The sequence below is a fragment of the uncultured Pontibacter sp. genome, assembly GCF_947492645.1.
Classification (GTDB): domain Bacteria; phylum Bacteroidota; class Bacteroidia; order Cytophagales; family Hymenobacteraceae; genus Pontibacter.
In genome coordinates, this window is the sequence record NZ_CANLMZ010000010.1 from 238,454 (window position 1) to 259,841 (window position 21,388).

The 21,388-nt window shown below is 44.7% G+C and carries 20 protein-coding genes and 1 tRNA gene; 9 read left to right on the top strand and 12 right to left on the bottom strand.

Annotated elements, in window-relative coordinates; genetic code table 11:
* The first annotated feature begins 109 nt into the window (after positions 1-109).
* Both Q1A23_RS16575 and Q1A23_RS16580 read left to right on the top strand, forming a co-directional pair.
* Entirely contained in the window at positions 110-457 is a 348-nt protein-coding gene (locus Q1A23_RS16575; RefSeq protein ID WP_299825328.1) for a DUF5329 family protein, read from the top strand.
* A gap of 54 nt (positions 458-511) precedes the next feature.
* A complete protein-coding gene (locus Q1A23_RS16580; RefSeq protein ID WP_299825331.1) occupies positions 512-895 on the top strand; it encodes an STAS/SEC14 domain-containing protein in 384 nt (127 codons plus the stop codon).
* A gap of 87 nt (positions 896-982) precedes the next feature.
* Here Q1A23_RS16580 and Q1A23_RS16585 read toward each other — a convergent pair whose 3' ends face one another.
* Positions 983-2,014, bottom strand: a complete 1,032-nt coding sequence (locus Q1A23_RS16585; RefSeq protein ID WP_299825333.1) for an isoaspartyl peptidase/L-asparaginase — start codon at positions 2,012-2,014, stop codon at positions 983-985.
* Between the two features lie 119 nt (positions 2,015-2,133).
* Between Q1A23_RS16585 and Q1A23_RS16590 the strand changes: the two genes are divergently transcribed.
* Together Q1A23_RS16590 and Q1A23_RS16595 are read left to right on the top strand one after the other, a co-directional pair.
* On the top strand, positions 2,134-2,688 hold the full coding sequence (locus Q1A23_RS16590) for a hypothetical protein (RefSeq protein ID WP_299825336.1): 555 nt from the start codon (positions 2,134-2,136) through the stop codon (positions 2,686-2,688).
* A gap of 241 nt (positions 2,689-2,929) precedes the next feature.
* A complete protein-coding gene (locus Q1A23_RS16595) occupies positions 2,930-3,640 on the top strand; it encodes an OmpA family protein (RefSeq protein WP_299825339.1) in 711 nt (236 codons plus the stop codon).
* A gap of 110 nt (positions 3,641-3,750) precedes the next feature.
* Here Q1A23_RS16595 and Q1A23_RS16600 read toward each other — a convergent pair whose 3' ends face one another.
* Both Q1A23_RS16600 and Q1A23_RS16605 read right to left on the bottom strand, forming a co-directional pair.
* Positions 3,751-4,260 carry a DUF6141 family protein gene (locus tag Q1A23_RS16600; RefSeq protein WP_299825342.1) on the bottom strand — a complete coding sequence of 170 codons (510 nt, stop codon included), beginning with the start codon at positions 4,258-4,260 and terminating at the stop codon, positions 3,751-3,753.
* A 154-nt stretch (positions 4,261-4,414) separates the two neighbouring features.
* Positions 4,415-5,560, bottom strand: a complete 1,146-nt coding sequence (locus Q1A23_RS16605) for a cystathionine gamma-synthase (RefSeq protein WP_299825349.1) — start codon at positions 5,558-5,560, stop codon at positions 4,415-4,417.
* Between the two features lie 170 nt (positions 5,561-5,730).
* On the opposite strand from Q1A23_RS16605, the gene Q1A23_RS16610 reads away from it, so the two are divergent.
* Together Q1A23_RS16610 and Q1A23_RS16615 are read left to right on the top strand one after the other, a co-directional pair.
* Positions 5,731-6,450 carry a VTT domain-containing protein gene (locus Q1A23_RS16610; RefSeq protein WP_299825352.1) on the top strand — a complete coding sequence of 240 codons (720 nt, stop codon included), beginning with the start codon at positions 5,731-5,733 and terminating at the stop codon, positions 6,448-6,450.
* 70 nt (positions 6,451-6,520) lie between these two features.
* Positions 6,521-6,594, top strand: a tRNA-Arg gene (locus tag Q1A23_RS16615).
* Between the two features lie 138 nt (positions 6,595-6,732).
* On the opposite strand, the gene Q1A23_RS16620 is transcribed toward Q1A23_RS16615, so the two are convergent.
* The 3 genes from Q1A23_RS16620 to Q1A23_RS16630 form a co-directional block, all read right to left on the bottom strand.
* A complete protein-coding gene (locus Q1A23_RS16620; protein WP_299825355.1) occupies positions 6,733-7,224 on the bottom strand; it encodes a hypothetical protein in 492 nt (163 codons plus the stop codon).
* Positions 7,225-7,346: 122 nt separating this feature from the next.
* Positions 7,347-7,718 carry a hypothetical protein gene (locus tag Q1A23_RS16625; protein WP_299825356.1) on the bottom strand — a complete coding sequence of 124 codons (372 nt, stop codon included), beginning with the start codon at positions 7,716-7,718 and terminating at the stop codon, positions 7,347-7,349.
* Positions 7,719-7,889: 171 nt separating this feature from the next.
* On the bottom strand, positions 7,890-8,225 hold the full coding sequence (locus Q1A23_RS16630; RefSeq protein ID WP_299825359.1) for a hypothetical protein: 336 nt from the start codon (positions 8,223-8,225) through the stop codon (positions 7,890-7,892).
* Between the two features lie 243 nt (positions 8,226-8,468).
* On the opposite strand from Q1A23_RS16630, the gene Q1A23_RS16635 reads away from it, so the two are divergent.
* Entirely contained in the window at positions 8,469-8,882 is a 414-nt protein-coding gene (locus Q1A23_RS16635; RefSeq protein WP_299825624.1) for a BrxA/BrxB family bacilliredoxin, read from the top strand.
* A gap of 83 nt (positions 8,883-8,965) precedes the next feature.
* Here the strand turns inward: Q1A23_RS16635 and purD are convergent, their stop codons facing one another.
* Both purD and recQ read right to left on the bottom strand, forming a co-directional pair.
* Positions 8,966-10,255 (bottom strand): phosphoribosylamine--glycine ligase, encoded by a 1,290-nt coding sequence (gene purD, locus Q1A23_RS16640; protein WP_299825362.1) that lies wholly within the window; start codon positions 10,253-10,255, stop codon positions 8,966-8,968.
* A gap of 203 nt (positions 10,256-10,458) precedes the next feature.
* Positions 10,459-12,639: a DNA helicase RecQ gene (gene recQ, locus Q1A23_RS16645; RefSeq protein WP_299825365.1), complete on the bottom strand. Its 2,181-nt coding sequence runs from the start codon at positions 12,637-12,639 to the stop codon at positions 10,459-10,461.
* A 63-nt stretch (positions 12,640-12,702) separates the two neighbouring features.
* Here recQ and Q1A23_RS16650 point away from each other — a divergent pair, with 63 nt between their 5' ends.
* Both Q1A23_RS16650 and Q1A23_RS16655 read left to right on the top strand, forming a co-directional pair.
* Positions 12,703-13,674: a KpsF/GutQ family sugar-phosphate isomerase gene (locus tag Q1A23_RS16650; RefSeq protein ID WP_299825368.1), complete on the top strand. Its 972-nt coding sequence runs from the start codon at positions 12,703-12,705 to the stop codon at positions 13,672-13,674.
* Between the two features lie 5 nt (positions 13,675-13,679).
* Entirely contained in the window at positions 13,680-14,756 is a 1,077-nt protein-coding gene (locus tag Q1A23_RS16655) for a mannose-1-phosphate guanylyltransferase (protein ID WP_299825371.1), read from the top strand.
* Between the two features lie 222 nt (positions 14,757-14,978).
* Here the strand turns inward: Q1A23_RS16655 and rlmB are convergent, their stop codons facing one another.
* The 4 genes from rlmB to Q1A23_RS16675 form a co-directional block, all read right to left on the bottom strand.
* A complete protein-coding gene (gene rlmB / locus Q1A23_RS16660; RefSeq protein WP_299825374.1) occupies positions 14,979-15,824 on the bottom strand; it encodes a 23S rRNA (guanosine(2251)-2'-O)-methyltransferase RlmB in 846 nt (281 codons plus the stop codon).
* Complete coding sequence (locus tag Q1A23_RS16665; RefSeq protein ID WP_299825377.1) at positions 15,794-17,035, bottom strand: GWxTD domain-containing protein; 1,242 nt, start codon at positions 17,033-17,035, stop codon at positions 15,794-15,796. Before Q1A23_RS16665 ends, rlmB begins: the two co-directional genes overlap by 31 nt.
* 94 nt (positions 17,036-17,129) lie before the next feature.
* Positions 17,130-20,084: a DUF2723 domain-containing protein gene (locus tag Q1A23_RS16670; RefSeq protein ID WP_299825379.1), complete on the bottom strand. Its 2,955-nt coding sequence runs from the start codon at positions 20,082-20,084 to the stop codon at positions 17,130-17,132.
* Between the two features lie 126 nt (positions 20,085-20,210).
* Entirely contained in the window at positions 20,211-20,816 is a 606-nt protein-coding gene (locus tag Q1A23_RS16675) for a T9SS type A sorting domain-containing protein (RefSeq protein ID WP_299825382.1), read from the bottom strand.
* Positions 20,817-21,388: the final 572 nt, after the last annotated feature.

Here is a 21,388-nt window from a genome sequence, read left to right on the forward strand (position 1 = left end):
AATTGCTAATAATAACGGTAGAATCATAAAATAATTATTTAAAACAGATTAAGGTATGTTGAGACATGTGATGTTAGGGCTAGCGCTTATCTTTAGTACCAGCACCCTTATGGCCAAGGCCCCTATGGGTAATGCAGGTGATATTAACTATAGGGCAGCGGCAGAGCTTACAGAAAGCCAAAAAGTAGAGAGGCTGATACTGTTTATAAAAAGCCTGAAAGACGCTACGTTTGTCAGGAATGGCAGCGAGCATACGTGTGAGCAGGCAGCAGAGCACTTACAGTCTAAATGGGAGAAACACAGAAATAAAATACAGTCGGCGAGGGCTTTTATAGAAGATCTGGCTTCTAAATCCGGGTTGTCAGGCCAGCCGTACCTGATCAGGTTTAAAGATGGCACAGAACTAACCACTAACGCTGTACTAAACCAGGAACTTGAAAGATTAGAAGCCATGTAATCATACTTTTTGCCGGAGGCTGGCGTTTTACCAGTCAAAGCCAAGTATAAAAGTATGAATCGCACGATAAAAGAAATGTCTATGATACAGCTGTTGGAAGAATCAAGAGATGATTTAGTAGCATTCAGAATTTCAGGGCATATTGATAAAAACGATTATGAAGTGATGCTGCCCGTGCTGGAGGAAAAGATAAAGCAGCATGGCAAAATAAGAGTGTTTGCGGAGGTACAGGAAGTAGCGGATTACTCGATAGAAGCTCTTTGGGAAGATGTTAAATTTGACTTTAAACACGCCTCGGACTTTAGCCGCGCAGCCATTATCGGCGACAAAGCCTGGATTGACTGGCTGACAGTTCTGGCAAAGCCTTTTACCACCGCCGAAATTAAATATTTTGATTTTACACAGCGCGAACAGGCCTGGCAATGGATAAATGAATAAAAAGGAAAGCACAAGCGAAGAGGGCCGGTAAAGTATACTTTACCGGCCCTCTTCGCTTGTGTGGCTGATAATGCAGTCCCTGTTTTCTTAGTCTTTGTAAATGTATACCTCGGCTTTCCCGTTTTTAATAGCGCCACGGTACATACCCGCAGAGTTGAAAGGCATAGAAAAATTGCCGTTTCTATCTAAAGCAATCACACCGCCTTCGCCGCCAAACTCCACCAGTTTTTTCATTACCACTTCTTCGGCTGCTTTCTTTACAGAGTAGTTTTTATACTTCATCAAAGCGGCAATGTCGTGGGCTACTACTGCACGTATAAAATACTCGCCGTGGCCTGTTGCAGATACCGCGCAACTAGCATTATCGGCGTATGTACCTGCCCCAATAATAGGAGCATCGCCTACGCGGCCGTAGCGTTTGTTTGTCATGCCACCGGTTGTTGTAGCGGCAGCTAGGTTGCCGTAAGCATCCAGGGCAACGGCACCAACTGTACCGAATTTGTTTCCTTCTGTAAATATGTTTTCGTTGCTGCCTGTGCCGCCGTCATGGTCAAGCTGTGTTTTTTCTTTGTCCTTTATTTTCTGCAGCTGCTGGTAGCGTGTTTCGGTGTAGAAGTAAGATGGGTCTACGATTTCGATCTGCTGCATTTGGGCAAATTTTTCGGCTCCGGCTCCAATCATCATCACGTGCTCTGATTTTTCCATAACGGCGCGTGCAGCCGTGATCGGGTTTTTGATGGTGGTTACGCTGGCAATAGAACCGGCCTTTAGCGTTTTGCCGTCCATGATGGCAGCGTCCATTTCATTTTTGCCCTCGCTGGTAAATACAGCTCCTTTTCCAGCATTAAATAGCGGCGAGTCTTCCATTACTTTTACGGTGGCCTCAACAGCATCTAAGCTTGTGCCGCCCTTTTTCAGAACTGCATACCCTACCTGCAACGCTTCGTTTAATTTTTCGCGATAGGCTTTCTCTTTCTCTGGTGTCATGTTCTGGCGGGTGATTGTACCGGCACCTCCATGTATAACCAAAGTTACTTTACTGTAATCGGGTTTTGTTTGTGCAAAACTTACGGCGCTTAACAGGAAGCAGGCAAGCAGCAAGTATACATTCTTTCTCATGGCCTTTTTTGTAGGTATAATGACAGGTAATCTCTCTTAAATATAGGTGATTTTAGTGTATTGCGTACAATTTTATAAAATTGCAGCCAAAGCGCTTCACATACCTTATCTAACGTGCTATGTTTCTACTACGGCTAAAGCATTGGCAGGCATTTCTGCTCCTTTTTATACTTCCGTTTATACTTCAGTATGTGTTTACTCGGTTGCTGTCTGTTGCAGGCCTCTCCTCAGATTCGCTGCTTTATACTTTAATTGATTCTATACCGACAATAATTCCTACGGCCTGGCTCTGGCTGATAGGTCTGCACTTTTACCGGCGGCTGCCTGCCAGCATTAAAATCAGCGCTTTATACTTTCATCTAGGTGTTTTATACTTTGCAGCTTACATTCCTCTCCTGATTTATACCTTAGGCCTGGTGCGCGAAAGTATGGCCGAAGGAACAATACCTTTGGGCATGCTGGGTTTGCTGCTGCCCATGCACCTGTTTGCCACCTTTTGTTATCTGTATGTGGTTTACTTTTCGGCCAGGTGCATTGCAAGCGCAGAAAAGCAGCGCATAGTGGCATCTAACGAGTATATAGCCGTGCTTTTTCAAATCATGTTTCTGCCCATCGGAATTTGGTTTATACAACCCCGCATCAACCGCCTTGCCTCAAAAACACCTGAAGTATAAATCCTTAACCAAACAACGCAGTTCTCCAAAGTTAGCTTAAGTGCAATTATTAAAACTATTTAAGAATTTATATAGGCATACTACAATATATCAGGAAAATAAGCGTTTAGCAGCAAAAGTTTTATAGTTAAGAGAGTAATTTTGAGCAATTATATAGTTTTAAGAACAATCTTTTACCATATTTGCAATCAAGTTTTATAACAAAGTAAATAAACCTTAACCAACAAATTCACAAACGCACATGAAATTCAACTTCTTCAAAGCAGCATTCACCATGTTGCTGTGCTCTTCACTAATGGTATCTTGTGTTTCTTCTAAGAAATACGAAGACTTGAAAGCTAGCAAAGAGGCTCAGGAGCGCGAGCTTGCTGACTCTAAAGCAAAAGCTGATCAGTTAGCTGCATCTTTAAAAGAACGTGAGCAGAAGCTTGCTGAAATGGAGCGTGCTATGAACGAGCAGCAAAAAGTATTGGATAACCTTAAAAACGAAGTTAACGCTGCTCTGCAAGGCTTTAACCAAGGCGACCTTAGCGTAAGCGTTAAAGACGGAAAAGTATACGTTTCTATGTCTGATAAGCTTCTTTTTGCTACTGGTAGCACTAAAGTGAACACAGGTGGCCAGAAGGCTATCAACCAACTGGTAGACGTATTGAAGAAAAATCAGCAGGTAGGTGTAATGGTAGAAGGCCACACAGATGACGTATCTGTTGCTAACGGCATGAAATACCTTACTGACAACTGGGACCTGAGCGTACTTCGCGCTACTGAAATCACACGTATGATGACTGAGAAAGGTCTTTCTCCTGACAGAATTACGCCAGCTGGCCGTTCTTTCTACATGCCAGTTGATACAGGCCGTTCTGCTGACGCAAAAGCGAAGAACCGTCGTACTGAGATCATCTTGACTCCAGACTTTACTGAGATCTACAAAATCCTGGGCATCCAGGCGTAGTTCTTACTAAATACAAGTATAAAAGCCGATGCTCTGAAAAGGGCATCGGCTTTTGCTTTTAGAGGTAGCCATCTGTAGATGAGAGAACAGGTTAAGCTTGCAGCTATAAATCATTTGCGCTCTTTAGCCAGCTTAATGGCATTGTATAAGGCAATTGCGTTCTGAGAGCCGATCAGCAAGGGATCGCGGTCATAAAAGTGCAGCTGCACCCCCTCTCCTCCGGACACATTATAGGCTTTCCCTTTAGTGCCCCACCGAATGCCCCAGCCTCCGTAGTCACGAATGGCGTTGTAAGTTATCTTCTCATAGTCGCGCACCAGGTGCAGAGGTATAGTAACAGGGCGCGCATGAAAAGGCCAAAAACGTACTTGCAGCTCTCCCTGCCTTACTTCTGTAGTCAGCTTCATTTTGTAGAAAAACCAAGGCATCCCCACACCTATCAACGCGAAAAGTATAGCCAGCTGCACATCAGCTACAGGCCTGTTGCCAAACGCTCCGCCTAACAACACCTGGTAAATAAAGCCCGCCCAAAAAATTGCCGTTGTGCCAAGTATAACTACCCAAAGCCAGAATTGCTTAAACCGCTGTTGCTCTCTGTAAAGTATAAATTGGCCTGCCATTTTCTTGACAAAGGATTTATTGGACAAAAGACAAAGGACTTATAAGTTAAGGAAAAATCAACATCTTAAATAAAGAAAGCCGCCTGCAGATTAGTTTTGCAGGCGGCCTCTATTAGTGCAATCTTTTGTCAAATAGTCCTTTGTCAAAGAAAGACTATCCTATCGCAGACTCCAGGTCAGCAATAAGGTCATCTGCGTCTTCTACGCCAACACTCAACCTGATAAGCGAATCGCTTAAGCCGCCTTTCATACGCTCTTCACGTGGAATGCTGGCATGCGTCATACTAGCTGGATGGCCGCACAGCGACTCAACACCTCCCAAAGATTCTGCTAACGCAAAAAGCTTCAGGTTTTCTAATACCTTTGTTGCATCCTCTACCTTATCACCTTTCAGCACAAACGACAGCATGCCTCCAAAATCGCGCATCTGCTCTTTGGCAACGCTGTGGTTCGGGTGGTCTTCAAAACCTGGCCAGTATACTTTCTCTACTTTCGGATGGTTTTTCAGGAATTCTGCAACTTTTCGTCCGTTCTGGCTATGGCGTTCCATGCGCAGGTGCAGCGTTTTTATGCCCCGCAACACCAAAAAGCAGTCCTGGGGGCCAGGGGTGCCACCGCAGGCATTCTGTATAAAGGCAAGGCGATCATGCAGTTCATCATCCTTCACAATAACGGCACCCATAACCACGTCAGAGTGGCCTCCCATATACTTTGTAAGCGAGTGCATCACAATATCAGCACCCAGGTCAATAGGAGTTTGCAGGTATGGTGTTGCAAAGGTATTGTCGGCTACCAGCAGCAGGTTGTGCTTTTTAGTGATAGCTGCGCAGCCTTTGATATCAATGATGTTCAGCAGCGGGTTAGTTGGCGTTTCTACCCAAATCATTTTGGTGTTCTCGTTTACCAGCGCCTCCACCTTGCTCAGGTCCTGCATGTTGGTAAAGTGGAACTTGATGCCGTAGTTCTGGAAAATCTTGGTAAAAATACGGTAGCTGCCGCCATACAAGTCGTTTGTAGAAATAACCTCATCGCCTGGGCTTAGCAGTTTGATGATGGCATCAATGGCTGCCATACCAGAAGCAAAGCAAAGGCCATGCTTGCCGTTTTCCAGGGCAGCCAGCGCATTTTGTAACTGCGTGCGGGTTGGGTTATGCGTACGCGAGTATTCGTAGCCTTTATGGTCGCCTGGCGATCGCTGCACGTAAGTTGATGTCTGGTAAATTGGCGTCATGATGGCGCCTGTTGTTGGGTCTGGCTCTACGCCAGCGTGTATCGCTTTTGTTCCGAATTTCATATTCAAAGTATGTTTTATAGAATGATCGGTATGCTGCAAGTTATAAAAATTAAGGAAGAAGAAAGCACAGGCATTTATACTTAGCCCCCGCCCCGACAGAAAGCACTTTTAAAGCCGCAAAAATCTTTTGTCCTTTGTATTTCGTCTATTGCTAAGTATAAACTAAAAATTACTGCATGAAGTTACTCCCCCTGCTGCGCAATCTTGTACGTGAAAATGCCTCAACGTTTGTATCGATGTTGCTTTTGGTGGTGGTGCCTGTGGTAGTAAGCTCTACGCTGGCGTTTATACTTTACCAGTACCAGGACTTTTTGCGTGAGCTTAGCTGGCTGCAGATGCTGCTGTACTTTGCTGTAATATCGGTAACAATGGCACTTGCCTTAACTCCAACTACCTTTGTGGCCTTGGTCAGCGGCTTTTACCTGGGTTGGAACGGCTTTGCAGGTATTGTGGTATCGTATGGCATTGCAGCGCTGGTTGGCTACGGCCTTGCCCAGTTAATAGATCATGGCAAAATGATGAGTTTCCTGAACCGCTTTGAAAAAGCCCGCAATCTGATGCAGGAACTGCGCAACCAAAGCTGGAGCCTGATCTTTTTAACGCGTATTTCGCCGGTGCTTCCCTTTGCTTTGATGAACTTTGTGCTCTCGCTGCTGCAGGTAAACAAGAAAAAATTCTTCCTGGCAAGTATAGTTGGCATGCTGCCACGCACCCTTTTCTTTTTTTGGATAGGCACGCAGGCAAACGATATCATAAAATTATTGCAAGACCCTGACAGCGGCACCGGTGGGCATATACTCTTAATCTCGCTGATAGTCATTTCGATAGGCGGCTTATACTTCGTTTTTGACCGCGCCCTGAAGAAAGCATTGAAGAACGCTAGCGCTAAAAATTAAAAAAATGTGCAATCAGGACTTGCGCTGTAAGAAAAAATGCCTTTACTTTGCACTCACAATCACGGTAAAAGGTCACGTAGCTCAACTGGATAGAGCATCTGACTACGAATCAGAAGGTTAGGGGTTCGACTCCCTTCGCGACCACGAAAAGCCTCTTAGAGAAATCTGAGAGGCTTTTTTAGGCTTTATGCTAAACTAAAAAGGGCCGGAGCACAAGCCCCCGACCCTTTTTAGTTTAGTTGTGTAAAGCTACTTAGACCTCTACAACGGTTTAGAACTTAGCTAAGCCACCTGTTTATTAGCATTATTCTTTAGCGCTTCGCTTATAATAGCACTCCATTTGGTTGCCAGCTGCAGTTCACCACCTAAAAGCATGTTATCTTCTTTCTGATAAAACACCAGCAACTGCGGCTTTGCAGCACGAAATGACAACCGTAGAGCAATCAGGTCAATAATTTTATTGTCGTTAACCTCTCTGCTATCTTTCACTAGTTCGCAGCTTTTTACATCGGCTAAGTCAAGCAGCAAGACCTGCTCCTTATCTGCTTGCTTGCAAAAGTAAAAGAGTTTATGCTGCTTTTCATCAAGCCCAAGGGCAAAGCGCTGGTTCCAGAAATCATACTTTGTGAGGCTTAACTCTTGCTGCCCGGCTAAAGCAAGAAACTCTTGCATTGCCTTGCCTGCTACTTGCTTTTGCTTTCTGGAGATATACATGATAGGCACTATAAATAATGCCAGGGAAATTAAGCCGATAATTATTGTTACGAAATCCATTTTATATATTTTAAAGTAAATGCAAAACATACTGCGCTACCCAACACACGCTACACGTTGCTGAACGGCACAACCTTATTTGGCTAAGCAAATCCTAGCCTGAAACAAATACATTAAATGGATTACCAGAAATAGTGAAACGGGAAGATAAGGTCGCCGCTTGTCAAGCTGCGATGAATATCTTTTGAGAATAAAATGTAAAGCGTCGCAATGGATTGCAACTTTAGCTCATGAGCATGAAGATATGCAAATAAACTGTTTGATTGGCTTTTGGAGGGTGGGGCCGGGGAATTATTCTGTACAATTAGATTCTCTTCTGCGCGCTGAAGCCCCGGGGGGGTGTGAAACTTATCTCCTGACAAGCTTTCCGGTGAATGCTTAGCCTTTACCTCCTTAACAGCAGCAAATACTTTTGCATCACTACCCTCACTTGTGCCAGCGCAGGCAAACACAAGCGAGAAGAGCAGGAATAGGTATTTGATTAAGTTACTCACAATGCAAAGCTACATGTATAACAATGCAAAATAGCCTTGTAGCCCTAAATTATTTTTGGAGCCATACTTTACAAAGTACTAGCTTAATGCTATATACAAAGTAAAAAGCCAGGCACTACCCTACTAGTAATAGGTTGATGCCTGGCTTTAAACTTTGTAACCTTCCTGAGGTCAGGCTACTTTATTTTGAGATGTGTATAGTTGGTTTCTGAAATTCTCAAGCGCAAGCATCTCATTTTGTCTAACGCTGTACTTTTCATGGTCGCCATAAAGCTCCTCCCAATCCTCAAACACCTTCCATACTTCTGCCTTGTTGTATGCTGCACCCTCTTTTCTTGTTAAAGCACGCGTATGAAAAGGTTCAAGAAGTATGTCCTCTTCCCACATGGGCACCTTAACAGTATGGCTTTTACTGTTTAGCACCTCAATTATCTCTGCACTTCTTCCTTCGCGTGCGGCCAGGTAATAGTACCTTACAAAGGCCTTGATGTTCTGTGGGTGAGACATTAGAATTAACTTAAGTATTCTGTTAAGGGTTTTCTGTAATTCGCTATACTTAACAGGTTATCTGAAGTTGTGGCTAAAGTATAGATTCACAATACATTACAAATTAATATTCATATCCTTTTGTTTTAAGCTGCTCCTAACTAAATTTACCTGGCTTGTACCCTCACTAACAACTATAATTAGTTATTATTTGTTAATTTTGCAGCATATTGTTAGTTACTTAAAATATTGAATAGTATGGGAATGTATCCTGAATATATGGTTGCTCCAATTCGTGAAGATTTAACTTCATCTGGCTTTGAGCAATTGATGACACCTGAAGAAGTAGAGCAAGCGCTGAAAACTGAAGGTACTGTATTGTTAGCTGTTAACTCTGTTTGCGGTTGCGCAGCCTCTAAAGCACGCCCTGCCCTTAAAATGGCTGTAGCTGCCGGCGATAAAACACCAACAAAACTTGTAACTGTATTTGCTGGCATGGAGCAGGACGCAGTAGCTAAAGCACGTGAGCACATGCTGCCTTACCCTCCATCATCACCGTCAATCGCATTATTTAAAGATGGCGAGCTGGTGCACATGATAGAGCGTTACCACATTGAGGGCAATGAACTGCACCGCATTGTAGATAATCTTAAAGGCGCTTTTGAAGCTTACTGCTAACCAAAAGTAGATCTAAAGTAAAAGGGCAGCGGCCGGTATGTAATGTACCGGCCGCTGCCCTTTTAAACGTTTTATACTTTTACCTATACATGCATGCCCTTTAAATCTAGGCCGATATCGCGGCGGTAGTTACGGTCTTGCCAGGTAATGGCCTCTGCGGCGGCGTTAGCCTTTGCAAGTGCTTCTTCCATGGTATCGCCAAGGGCAGTAACAGCTATTACGCGGCCACCGTTGCTTACCATTTTATCGCCCACCATTTTAGTGCCTGCATGAAAAACAAGTACATCCTGCGGCACATTCTCTATGCCTGAAATCTCTTTTCCTTTCTCAAAGCCTTCAGGGTAACCTCCCGACACTAAGAATACTGTTGTAGCCACTCTTGGGTCAATCTCTAATTTATACGCTCCCAAGGTATGATCGTGGAGCGCCTTAAACATTTCGAACAAGTCAGATTTTATGCGCGGAAGTATAGCTTCTGTCTCCGGGTCTCCAAGGCGCACATTGTACTCAATTACATAAGGGTCTCCATTTACATTCATCAACCCGATAAACAGGAATCCGGAATAGTCCATATTATCCTGCTGCATGCCTTTAAGCGTTGGCTCAATTACACGCTCCTTCACTTTTGCCATAAAGGCATCATCAACAAATGGCACCGGCGAAATGGCGCCCATACCGCCTGTATTCAGGCCTGTGTCGCCTTCGCCTATCCGCTTGTAATCTTTTGCCTCCGGCAGCAGCACATACTCTTTACCATCAGTAAGTATGAAAACTGATACCTCTATACCTTGCAAATACTCTTCGATTACAACTTTGCTGCTGGCATTACCAAAACGCTTGTTGCGTAGCATGGCATCTAAAGCATCATAAGCTTCGTCGTAATCCTGGGCAATAATTACGCCTTTACCAGCCGCCAAGCCATCTGCCTTAAGTACAGCAGGATAACTGTGGTTTTTCAGGTACTCGCAGGCTTTGGTAAAAGTCTCCTCTGTGAAGGTTTGATAGCGCGCTGTAGGGATATTGTACCTCTGGAAAAAAGCCTTGCAAAAATCTTTGCTCCCTTCAAGCATAGCTCCTGCTTTTTTCGGCCCTACAACCAGGATGTGCTTCAGGTATTCTTTTTCCTGGAAATAATCGTGCATCCCCTCCACCAGGGAGTTCTCCGGGCCTATCACCACCATCATGATGTTAAAGTCTGTGGCAAACTTGGCTACTTCTTCAAAGTCATGTATGTTGATGTCAGCGTTTGTATGAAACTCAGAAGTTCCGGCATTGCCGGGTGCCACAAAAATCTGGTCGCAATACTCGCTTTGGCTTAGTTTCCAGGCAATGGCGTGTTCTCTGGCCCCGGATCCGATAATTAGTACATTCATAGTTTGGTTGCTAATTGCTGATTGTTGATACCTGTACTCAGCGTTGCTAAAAGTACCGCTGCGAAGTTATAAATTTATACTTGCCGGCGCAGCACATTCCGCAGTTTTATACTTTGTTGATCTACATCTTCTTTAAAACAAAAAGACCGCTGCTTAATCACAACGGTCTTTTTGTTCTTCGTCATACTTTCATCACAAACCGATTAGTTCGCGTACTCAGACAGGAACTTGATGCGCATCAGGCGAAGATCCTCTTCTGAGAAATCGTCGGTGCCAAGCTCTTTTACTGCCTCGCTGATATTATCAGTACTGGCATTCATAAAGTAGTCATAAATATCGTCCTGGCGTTCCTGATCAAGTATATTATTGATATAGTAGTTCAGGTTAAGTTTTGTACCGGAGTAGCAGATGTGCTCGATTTCCTCTATCAGCTCCTGCATTGTCAGGTCCTTAGAAGCTGCAATCTCTTCCAGGTCTACCTTCTTGTCAATCTGCTGAATAATGTAGATCTTGATCTTCGACTTGTTAACTGTTGTTTTAACTACCACGTCGGCAGCTGTTACAATGTCGTTTTCCTCTACATACTTCGTGATCAGGTCCAGGAACGGCTTACCGAACTTCTGCACCTTGCCCATACCCACACCACCTACGTGCGCCAGGTCTTCTTTGGTAGTCGGGTAAACAGTTGCCATCTCCTTTAAAGATGGATCCTGGAACAAGACGTACGGCGGCAGGTTTTTCTCCTTCGCCATTTTCTTGCGCAACGTCTTCAGCAGGTCAAACAACACTTCATCGTGTCCGGCAGATGCCTGCGTCTCTTCCTTCTCCTCGTCTTCTTTTACCTCCTGCTCGTAATTATGGTCTTTTGTAAGCTGTATACTTTGCGGTTTGGCTATAAAGTCTAATCCTTTCTGCGTCAGCTTTACCACCCCAAAGTTTTCTATGTCTTTTTCAAGATATTCAGATAGAAGGACTTGGCGGATAACAGAGCTCCAGAACTGCACATCGTGGTCTTTGCCTTTAGCAAAAACATCGAGTTTATCGTGGTCGTAGCTGGTTACATACTGGTTACGCAAACCTGTAAGCACGGCTGTAATGTGCTCTATGCTAAAACGCTCTCCTGTTTGCTGTACTGCCATTAATGCCAGCTGTGCCTCTTCCTTCGCCTCAAAACGCTCTTTAGGGTGCAGGCAGTTATCGCAAAAACCACAATCTTTTTCGTAAGCCTCGCCAAAGTAGTGCAACAGTTGCTTACGGCGGCATACTGCAGAGTCGGCATATGAGGCCATTTCCTGCAGCAACAGCTTTGAGTTATCGCGCTCTGTTACCGGTTTATCTTTATTGAATTTCTCCAGCTTTACGATGTCGTCATAGCTGTAATACATGATACAGTTTCCCTCCATGCCATCGCGCCCGGCACGGCCAGTTTCCTGGTAATATCCTTCTATAGATTTTGGGGTGTCGTAGTGGATCACAAAGCGAACATCCGGCTTATCAATGCCCATACCGAATGCAATGGTCGCCACAATCACATCAGCATCTTCATTCAGGAAAGCATCTTGGTTGGCCATTCTTATGCTGGAATCCAGGCCTGCATGGTAAGGCAATGCCCTTACATCGTTTACACGAAGCAACTCCGCTATTTCCTCTACTTTTTTGCGGCTTAGGCAGTATACAATTCCGCTTTTGCCTTTATTTCTTTTTACATATTGGATAAGCTGCTTTTTAGTATTGTGCTTTGGCCTAACCTCGTAGTATAAGTTGGTACGGTTAAAAGACGATTTAAACACAGAAGCCTCGTCCATTTGCAAGTTGCGCTGTATATCCAGCTGCACTTTAGGGGTGGCTGTGGCTGTAAGCGCAATAATTGGCAGGTTACCGATCTGGTCTATAATGCCACGTATACGGCGGTATTCCGGCCGGAAGTCATGCCCCCACTCCGAGATGCAATGCGCCTCGTCTATGGCCACAAACGAAATGTTGGAGCTGCGCAGAAACTCAACGGTTTCCTCTTTGGTAAGCGATTCCGGGGCTACATACAGCAGCTTTACCTCACCAGCCAGCGTCTCTTTCTTTACTTTATTAATTTCTGCCTTAGACAAGGTAGAGTTAAGAAAATGTGCGTTAACCCCGAAGGCGTTAAGCTGGTCTACCTGGTTTTTCATAAGGGCAATCAGCGGCGATATAACGATAGCTGTGCCTGGTAAGGAGAGTGCAGGTAGTTGGTAACACAACGACTTGCCGGCGCCTGTAGGCATAATCACAAAGGTGTTCTTGCCATTGATAATGTTGTTAATTATCAACTCTTGATTTCCTCTAAATTGATTATACCCAAAAACTTCCTTTAATTTGTTCTTGAGATTGACCTCTTGTTGTACTGACATGTAATCTTGCAGAAAATTAATCAATTGCATGTACCTTTTGGGGTACCTTAATACAAATTTACTTTGAATCTTGTTAATAATATAGCCCTAACAGCAAAAAAAGTCTTAATAGCCGAAGCGGAAGCAATCGCCAGACTAGCAGATTTTATCGACGAAAGTTTCGAAAGTTGCGTCGAAGCCATTTTACACTCTAAGGGCCGCGTGGTGGTAACCGGTATTGGCAAAAGTGCCAACATCGCCACCAAGATTGTTGCCACGCTAAACTCTACAGGAACACCGGCCATATTTATGCACGCTGCTGATGCTATTCACGGTGATTTAGGCATGATACAGCCCGATGATTTTGTGATCTGCATTTCTAAAAGTGGCAACACCCCAGAGATAAAAGTTCTGGTTCCCCTTCTTAAACGCAAAGGTTCTAAATTGGCTGCAATCGTCTCAAGTATAGACTCCTACCTGGCCCAGAGCGCAGATTTTGTGCTTAACGCTAACGTAGAGCGCGAGGCATGCCCACATAACCTGGCCCCTACCACCAGCACTACTGCTGCCCTTGCCTTGGGCGACGCCCTTGCGGTAAGCCTGCTGGAGGCCCGTGGTTTTAGCAGCGCCGATTTTGCGCACCTGCACCCAGGTGGCTCGCTAGGCAAACGCCTCTACCTGATGGTAGGCGATATTTATGGTCACAACCAGGCACCCAACGTTAATGAAAACGCTTCGTTAAAGGAGATTATTATTGAAATCTCATCTAAAAGGCTGGGGGCAACCGCTGTCGTTAAAGAAGGAAGCAAAGAGTTGGTTGGTATTATTACTGACGGTGACCTGCGCCGCATGCTTAACAAGTATGATAAAACAGAGGGCATCAAAGCCAGCGACATCATGACACCGTCTCCTCTCACAATAGAGCCGGACCAGTATGCCGCAGAAGCGCTTGCCATGATGCAGGATAAAAGTATAACACAGTTAATCGTAACTAAATCCGGTAACTTTGAGGGGTTTGTGCACCTGCACGATCTCCTGAAGGAAGGACTTGTATAAAACAAATGGATAAGAACACTTACGTGGTGATAATGGCCGGCGGCATCGGAAGCCGTTTCTGGCCATTCAGCCGTACCAACTACCCAAAGCAGTTTCATGATGTGCTGGGTATAGGCGAAAGCATGCTGCAAATGACAGCAAAGCGTTTTCAGGATATTTGCCCGCCTGAGAATGTGTACGTGGTTACAAACAAAGATTACGAGGCACTTGTAAAACAGCAATTGCCGTCTTTAACGGATAACCAGATCTTATTGGAGCCGATTGGCCGCAACACCGCTCCCTGCATTGCTTATGCGTCTTACAAAATAGCGCAGCTAAACCCGAACGCCAACTTGGTAGTTACGCCATCTGACCACGTAGTGCTAAAGCAGGATGTGTTCACTAGTGTAATCAAAGAGGCTGTAACGGCTGCCGACAAAGATGATGTGCTGATAACCCTAGGCATTACGCCAAGCAGGCCAGACACCGGCTACGGCTACATCCAGTTTATCGGTGATGAGTCCCAAAGTATAAAAAAGGTTAAGACATTTACCGAGAAGCCAAACCTGGAGCTTGCCGAGATGTTTATTAACAGCGGTGACTTTGTTTGGAACTCTGGTATTTTTATCTGGAACGTAAAAAGTATACTTAACGCTTTCAGGCAACAGCTGCCAGAGATCACAGAGATTTTTGAGGAAGGTGTAACCACATTAAATTCGCCTCAGGAACAGAATTTTATCACTAAAGCTTATTCGCAATGCCGCAACGTGTCTATTGACTATGGCATTATGGAGAAAGTAGATAATGTATTTGTGCTGCTTGCTGATATTGGTTGGTCTGATTTAGGCACCTGGAACTCGCTGTACACGATAAACGACAAAGATGATAACGGCAACGTGATAGATGGCGAGGTGCTGCTTTACGACACAAAGGACTGTATCATTAAAACGCCTAAAGAGCGCCTGGTTGTGCTACAAGGCTTAGAAGATTATATAGTTGCAGAATATGACAATGTGTTGATGATCTGCAAGAAATCTGAAGAGCAGAAAGTAAAGGAGTTTATGGCTGATGCCAAGTCTAAAAAAGGCGTAGATTATATCTAAGTATAAGTAAATAAAGCAAAAGGTCCTGAAGCAAGTAATCTTCAGGACCTTTTGCTTTATACCCCTCACAGTAAAAGCACATTAGTTAATGGCTGTTTTTTTATACTTATACTTTATAGAAAAGCTAAAAACTGGGTTGCTCTTATATTGCCGTGTAAATTAGAAAAGGCAGCAGCTAAAGTATAGCTGCTGCCTTTTCTAATTTATTTAAAAGTATAAACTTTATCTTGGCTCCAGGCTACCCAAGCTTGAGTAACCACTCTCGCGGAGGCGCTGGCTCATGGCTTCGTAAAGTATGATGCCTGTCGCTACAGACACGTTTAAGGATCCAATCTGGCCCATTAAAGGGATACGCACACGCACATCGGCACGCTTTAGATATTCCGGCGAAATACCATCTTCCTCGCTACCCATGATAATGGCAGTTGGCCCTGAAAAATCAACAGCAAAGTCTGTGATCATGTGCTCCGTTTTTTCGGTACAGGCTACAATCTGAACACCGTAGTCTTTCAGGTAATCAATAGTATCCTTTAGGTTTGGCTCGCGGCATACAGGTACCAGGTTAAGTGCGCCAGCAGAGGTTTTCATGGCATCCGCATTTACCTGTGCACCTCCCCGGCTTGGTATCACAATGGCATCTACTCCCATACATTCTGCATTTCGGGCAATAGAACCAAAGTTTCTCACATCAGTTACCCTGTCAAGTATAAGCAGCAGCGGTGTTTTGCCTTGCTCAAAAAGAGAGGTTACAATTTCTGATAGCGGCAAGTATGTAATAGGAGATATTAAGGCTACGGCTCCCTGATGGTTTTTGCGCGTTAGCTTGTTCAGCTTTTCCAAAGGCACAGATGCAACCGGTACATCATACTTTTTGGCCTCTGCCATAATCTCGTCAGTAGTCGGGTTTTTCGTACCGCGCAGCAGGAAAATCTTCTCTAATGTTTTTCCGGCAAGCATTGCCTCTAATATAGGCCGCGAACCGAAAATCATTTCTAACTTTTCTTCTTTGGGTATTCTAGGGCCGTTATAACGGTTGCCTACATGTTGTCTGTTATTCCTGCTCTCCATTTTGCTACTGTGCTGTACCAGCTTTCCTCGTACTCGCGGTGCCGTATCAGCTCATAATAATTTTTGGTAAAGTTATTCTCTTTTTTGTTAAAAACGAACTTAACATAAGGGCTTACCTCCGACTCGCGGTAAATCCAGGTTTCGGTGTTGCCTGTGCGGCTAATGGTATTGGGCTTGCCGTAGATAATGTAAATCATGCCTCTGTCTGTTGCCCAGCCGGGTTTATGGCATGTAAAAAGCGTATTCGCCTTCTCTACCCGCCCATAATACGACCTGATCAGCTCTCGTGCAGTTGCCTTGTCGCCGGCTACTTTAAGCCAGAAATTATCAATGGCTTCTTTTGCGTCAGTTGCATTCATCAACGACTCACGCTCTGCTGAGGTAGTTATATAGATGAGGGGCTGCAATAATTCCTGCGCCATGGATAGTTGCGGATATGCCCATTTCTGCACCAATATTCCTTTGGCAAAGGTAGAAGATGGCTCGAAAAGGTAGAAGCCGTCCCTCTCAAATCCAACAGTATCGCCGGCACTAAAGGCAAGCGTATCTGCCACAGGCATGGCTGGTGCGGTTGCCCGCTGCTGTGCAGACATAGGTGGCAAGGCAGGTGCTAAATCGCCTTCAAAGTAATGGACTGTTAGTGGTTGTGTCTGGCTATCATATTGGCGTATAAAAATCTTATCCGAGGTGTTAAGATAGTCTCCGAAGATGGGTTTCTCGTCTTTAACCTTTACAAGCAGGTAACTCTTTTCGAGCATTTGCGCTTTAAGCGGAATTCTATACCGTATGGCCATCCGCTCCTGCCCTACCAAAGCCTGCCATATCCTTATATGTAAAATATTAGGCTCAGCAATTATACTTGCCGGTATCGTAAACGACATGTGCAACTGCCCCTCTATATCGGTTATCTTTCTGGCTGGCTTCACTAATGAGTCTGCGGCCAGTACTTTATCTCGATCCGACAGGCCTGTTTTTACAAAATACTCTACTGACGTGGTAGATTGCAGCACATCCAGTACCTCCTGCTCGTCTTCAAACCTCATATAAAAATGCAGGCTGTCGTTCGCTTCATAAAAGTTATACTTCATGGAAATCTCCGGGGCAACAGGCCGCGCAACAACTGGCTGTAAGCGCGTAGCTTGTGGTGTGCCACAGGCAAACATGCCTATTAGTATAAGCAGTGAGGCAAATGGTAAAGGTATGCGTGTCATCTACAGCAAATTTTCTTTAAAGCCCAGAACTGGAAAGCCGGTCCGCAGTAGTACTGTGGCCCGGCTTTCTTTACTGTGTAATACTACTTTTTGTTTAACGTCGCATGCGCTGCAGGTATTGCATAAACTGTTGCTGCAACTGCTGTGCTCGGTCGTTCATGCCCATTTCTTCTGCAATGCCTACTAACTGCTGCATAATGATCATGTTTGTCTGGATCTCCATATCAAACAAGGCTCCCTTTGCAAAGTAGTAATCCAGGGATTTTGTAGACTTCTGCACCATAGAGTCCATTATCTCTTTTGCCTTTTGATCATCTCCAACGGCTTTGAACAATGGTATAAACTGTGGAGTGTAATAATCATAAGGCACCGCTGCTTCTGGCATCACCTTAAAGCAATAGTCCAGAATTTCTTTGGCACGGGCAGTATTTCCATCTTCCAGATACGCTGTTGCCAGCTTGGCAAACTTATCACGGGCGTTGGCAGAGAAGCGGTAATAATTCTCGTCATAGAAGATGTCTTCTCTGTCGAAGTTACGGAACTTGAATTCTTTCATCATGTTCTCATACATCACCTCTTTGTTTACAAAGCCTTGGCTGCCTTCTTCTGTGGTTCTCACAGGCACAACTCTGTAAGCAAGTCCCTCCAGCTGGAAGTACTCCGATAAGCCTATAAAATCGGCGCTGTTTACCGTAGTTGAGAAATAGATTGGGCGTTCCCAATTATTAGTGGCTAAAAGGTCGAGTATGATCAGGTGCTTTTTCTCAAGTATAGATTTGTTGATCGTCCACTGCATGCGGTCAACGATCTCTCCTTCTTTCTCTTCAGGCACGATGTTCATGGCATCAACCTTTGCCTTATCAACTGCAAGCGAGAAGTTTTTAGTAGGGAATGTAAGCAGGGTAGTACCCGCACCATACTGCACCTGCAAGGCCGGATGGTTTTGCTTCACCAGGTCTACATACTGTTTAAGGTCTATACCGGCAGCCACCTGAGAACGCTCTACATAAGGCAGGTAATCATTTATACCCTGGCGGTAATTCTGGTTTTCAAGCGTTAGTGGCCACGGCTCAGATTTATAGGCCTGGCGTTGCATCTGGTCGATGTACCAGTCTGTGTTAAGATAGCTAAGCACGGCTACACGAACGTCGGTTCGGTATCCTTCTACTTCCTGCGCATACCATAACGGGAATGTATCGTTATCGCCGTTCGTGAAAAGGATGGCATTTGGTGCACAAGAGTCCAGCAGGTTTTTGGCGGAGTCTACGGAGTGGTAGCGGTCTGAGCGATCATGGTCATCCCAGCCTTCTGCAGCCATAACACCAGGCACTAACAAGCCCAATAACGTAGCTACGGAAGCCGTAACCTTGTTATTTTTTATTCCTTTGTTCAGCAGGTCTGCCAAGCCCATCACACCCAATCCGATCCAGATACTAAAGGCATAAAACGAACCGGCAAACGTATAATCTCGCTCGCGTGGCTCTACTGGTGGCTGGTTTAAGTATAAGGCGATGGCGATACCGGTAAAAAAGAACAGCAAACCTACTACAAAGGCATTCCGCTCATCTTTCCGAACCTGGTAGATCAGGCCTAGTATACCAATCAGCAAAGGCAGCAGGTAAAAACAGTTTCTGGCTTCGCTTTCCAGCACGCGATCCGGTGCATTCGGGTCAGATTTGCCAAACCAGAGTACTCCGGCATGCTGCACATCGCTCTCGCGGCCCACAAAGTTCCAGAGGAAGTAGCGCCAGTACATGTGCCCGAGCTGGTAGTTAACCAGGAAACTGAGGTTTTGCCCAAATGTCGGACTTTGCCCTTCACGCAGGTCAACCCATTTCTTGTATTCGGCTAAGTGCTGCGGGTTATCGCTGTAAATACGCGGCAGTAAAGTTTTGTCTTTGCTGTCGTAAATAGGCTCTACGCCTCCTTTAACTTCGATGTACTTGTCTTTGCCTTTAATGTAGCGTGGTGCTTTTTCCTGCTGATCAACTGGCTGCGCATTGTATTGCGGCCCGTAAAGCAACGGACGATCGCCATACTGCTCACGCTTCAGGTAAGAAACGAACGTCATAATATCGTCCGGATCATTCTCATCAATTGTAGGGTCGTAAGAAGATCGTATCGGGATAATCATGTAAGAAGAATACCCGATCAGGACAAAAATAAAGCAGAGCACCGCTGTATTAAGGATACGGTTGTTATGCTTGATGGAGTAGCGAAGACCAAAAACAATGGCAGCGATCAACAATACCAGGAACACAATCAGGCCTGAGCTAAACGGCATGCCGAATGTATTTACGAAAGTAACCTCGAAAGCACCCGCTACCGATGGCAGACCTGGTATTACACCCCAAAGTATGGCCACCACAATAACTGCACTTATAGCAAAGGCAATAATGCCGCCCACCAATGATGGTTTATACAACCTGAAGTAGTAAATAAACGCCAGGGCAGGAATTGTTACTAGGTTTAGTAAGTGAGCTCCTATCGACAAGCCAACCAGGTAAGCGATGAGAACCAGCCACTTATCAGAGTGAGCCTCTCCTACTTTTGCCTCCCAGCGCAGAATAGCCCAGAAAACAATTGCGGTAAAGAACGACGACATGGCATATACCTCGGCCTCTACAGCTGAGAACCACGCTGAATCTGAGAAAGTATAAGCCAGGGCACCTACTGCGCCACTACCCATTATCAGCAAAATATTGCCTTGCGTTGGCTCAGCCCCCTCTTTCACCATCAGCTTACGGGCAAGTATAGTTATCGTCCAGAACAGGAACAGCACCGTAAAGGAGCTACACAGCGCCGAAAGCAGGTTTACCCACCATGCCACTTGTGTTACATCGCTGGCAAACATGGAGAACATTCGCCCAAGCAGCAGGTAAAATGGCGCCCCCGGAGGGTGTGGCACTAAAAGTTTGTACGAGCAGGCAATAAATTCGCCTGCATCCCAGAAGCTGGCAGTTGGCTCCAGCGTTAGTACATATACTGCAGTCGCGATAAGGAACACGACCCAGCCCACGAGGTTATTTATCTTACGATAATCCGTCATAGCATTAGTTTATTCAGCCCCGAAAATAGTAAATTTAAACTAACGTGGCTAAGCAATTTTAAGGGTTAGTAACAAAAAAAGCCGGCCTGTTGGCCGGCTTGATACTTTTAGGAAAGCCTTTTACTGTTATCGCTGAAGCACAAGGCGCTTAGTTTCAACAGTTTTATCGTTTACAAGAAGACTGTAAAAGTATATTCCTGATGGAAGGCTTGTCATGTTCAGTTCAACCTCCAGCTTTTCGGCCGGCACTAATTCATGTACACTCAGTACCTTACCAATTGTATTAGAAATCCTGATCTTATAGTTCTCCTGGGCACCTGGCAAATTAAGCGAAAGCCTTGTTATGCCTTTTGATGGATTTGGGTAAGCATTGATCGAAGGAAGTTGCTTTATAGTACGTGCAGGCGCTATAGAAGCTAAGCTTACTGTAGCAAACATACTCTTTGTACCGCGGCTCTCCACAACATGAAATTCCTGGCTAACAGCGGAAGCATACAGTTTAGAACAGGTATGCTCATCCTCGTTGCGCACAAAAGCCGGACGGGCATTCTGAGCGGATACGCTCAACTGCGATCCTTTTTCCTGGATAAGTTTCCAGGTAGTGGTGCCGCCTTTGTAGGTTGGTGACTCCCCTTCAACCACAGACATGCTGTTATTTGCATTTGCTGCAAAACCCAACAGGTGTGTGCTTACAAGGGTGGCTATAAAAAATAGTTTAGTAAAGTTCTTCATAAGGGCTACGTCTCGATTTAGATTTTATGATCTATTCTGACATTAAGATCAAAGATAGTTTAAAATGCCAAAACTTTAAATATTATTTTTGAAATATTTGGTAAAGAATAAAATTGGCAAAAACCTGATTTCTATACTTCTACTTACATACTTTTAGGCTTTGTCAAAAATGATGCCTTATTAATCAAAATGGTTGCATGCGCTTTATCAGAATACGAACGTTATAGGAGCATCACAAATGCCATATATATAAATTTACCAGCATAAACGCCAATAACTAAAGTATAATTCTCAGCATTTCCTCTACCACACAAAATTGCACAAACCCACACTAGTAGCAGCAGAAATTACACTTTAAGAAGAAGATGATTGGACTCTAAACAAAACATAGCAGAACTGCACAACCAGCCCGGCAGCCCTCCGTTACAAAAAATATAATATTAAACCAGGATTAGCTGATTTTATAAAATTTAAGAATAGCTTCTATAAATTTTGAAGTAGCATAAATTATTACCCTCTACACAGGCACGTTGGCTGTAGCCCTGTCCGCTTGGTTATACCCTGCCCCAAAT

Excerpts from the sequence above, each read along its gene's own strand:
- Q1A23_RS16575 (WP_299825328.1), top strand. The coding sequence starts at position 110 with ATGGCCAAGGCCCCTATGGGTAATGCAGGTGATATTAACTATAGGGCA.
- Q1A23_RS16580 (WP_299825331.1), top strand. The coding sequence starts at position 512 with ATGAATCGCACGATAAAAGAAATGTCTATGATACAGCTGTTGGAAGAA.
- Q1A23_RS16585 (WP_299825333.1), bottom strand. The coding sequence starts at position 2,014 with ATGAGAAAGAATGTATACTTGCTGCTTGCCTGCTTCCTGTTAAGCGCC.
- Q1A23_RS16590 (WP_299825336.1), top strand. The coding sequence starts at position 2,134 with ATGTTTCTACTACGGCTAAAGCATTGGCAGGCATTTCTGCTCCTTTTT.
- Q1A23_RS16595 (WP_299825339.1), top strand. The coding sequence starts at position 2,930 with ATGAAATTCAACTTCTTCAAAGCAGCATTCACCATGTTGCTGTGCTCT.
- Q1A23_RS16600 (WP_299825342.1), bottom strand. The coding sequence starts at position 4,260 with ATGGCAGGCCAATTTATACTTTACAGAGAGCAACAGCGGTTTAAGCAA.
- Q1A23_RS16610 (WP_299825352.1), top strand. The coding sequence starts at position 5,731 with ATGAAGTTACTCCCCCTGCTGCGCAATCTTGTACGTGAAAATGCCTCA.
- Q1A23_RS16620 (WP_299825355.1), bottom strand. The coding sequence starts at position 7,224 with ATGGATTTCGTAACAATAATTATCGGCTTAATTTCCCTGGCATTATTT.
- Q1A23_RS16630 (WP_299825359.1), bottom strand. The coding sequence starts at position 8,225 with ATGTCTCACCCACAGAACATCAAGGCCTTTGTAAGGTACTATTACCTG.
- Q1A23_RS16635 (WP_299825624.1), top strand. The coding sequence starts at position 8,469 with ATGTATCCTGAATATATGGTTGCTCCAATTCGTGAAGATTTAACTTCA.
- purD (WP_299825362.1), bottom strand. The coding sequence starts at position 10,255 with ATGAATGTACTAATTATCGGATCCGGGGCCAGAGAACACGCCATTGCC.
- recQ (WP_299825365.1), bottom strand. The coding sequence starts at position 12,639 with ATGTCAGTACAACAAGAGGTCAATCTCAAGAACAAATTAAAGGAAGTT.
- Q1A23_RS16655 (WP_299825371.1), top strand. The coding sequence starts at position 13,680 with ATGGATAAGAACACTTACGTGGTGATAATGGCCGGCGGCATCGGAAGC.
- rlmB (WP_299825374.1), bottom strand. The coding sequence starts at position 15,824 with ATGGAGAGCAGGAATAACAGACAACATGTAGGCAACCGTTATAACGGC.
- Q1A23_RS16665 (WP_299825377.1), bottom strand. The coding sequence starts at position 17,035 with ATGACACGCATACCTTTACCATTTGCCTCACTGCTTATACTAATAGGC.
- Q1A23_RS16670 (WP_299825379.1), bottom strand. The coding sequence starts at position 20,084 with ATGACGGATTATCGTAAGATAAATAACCTCGTGGGCTGGGTCGTGTTC.
- Q1A23_RS16675 (WP_299825382.1), bottom strand. The coding sequence starts at position 20,816 with ATGAAGAACTTTACTAAACTATTTTTTATAGCCACCCTTGTAAGCACA.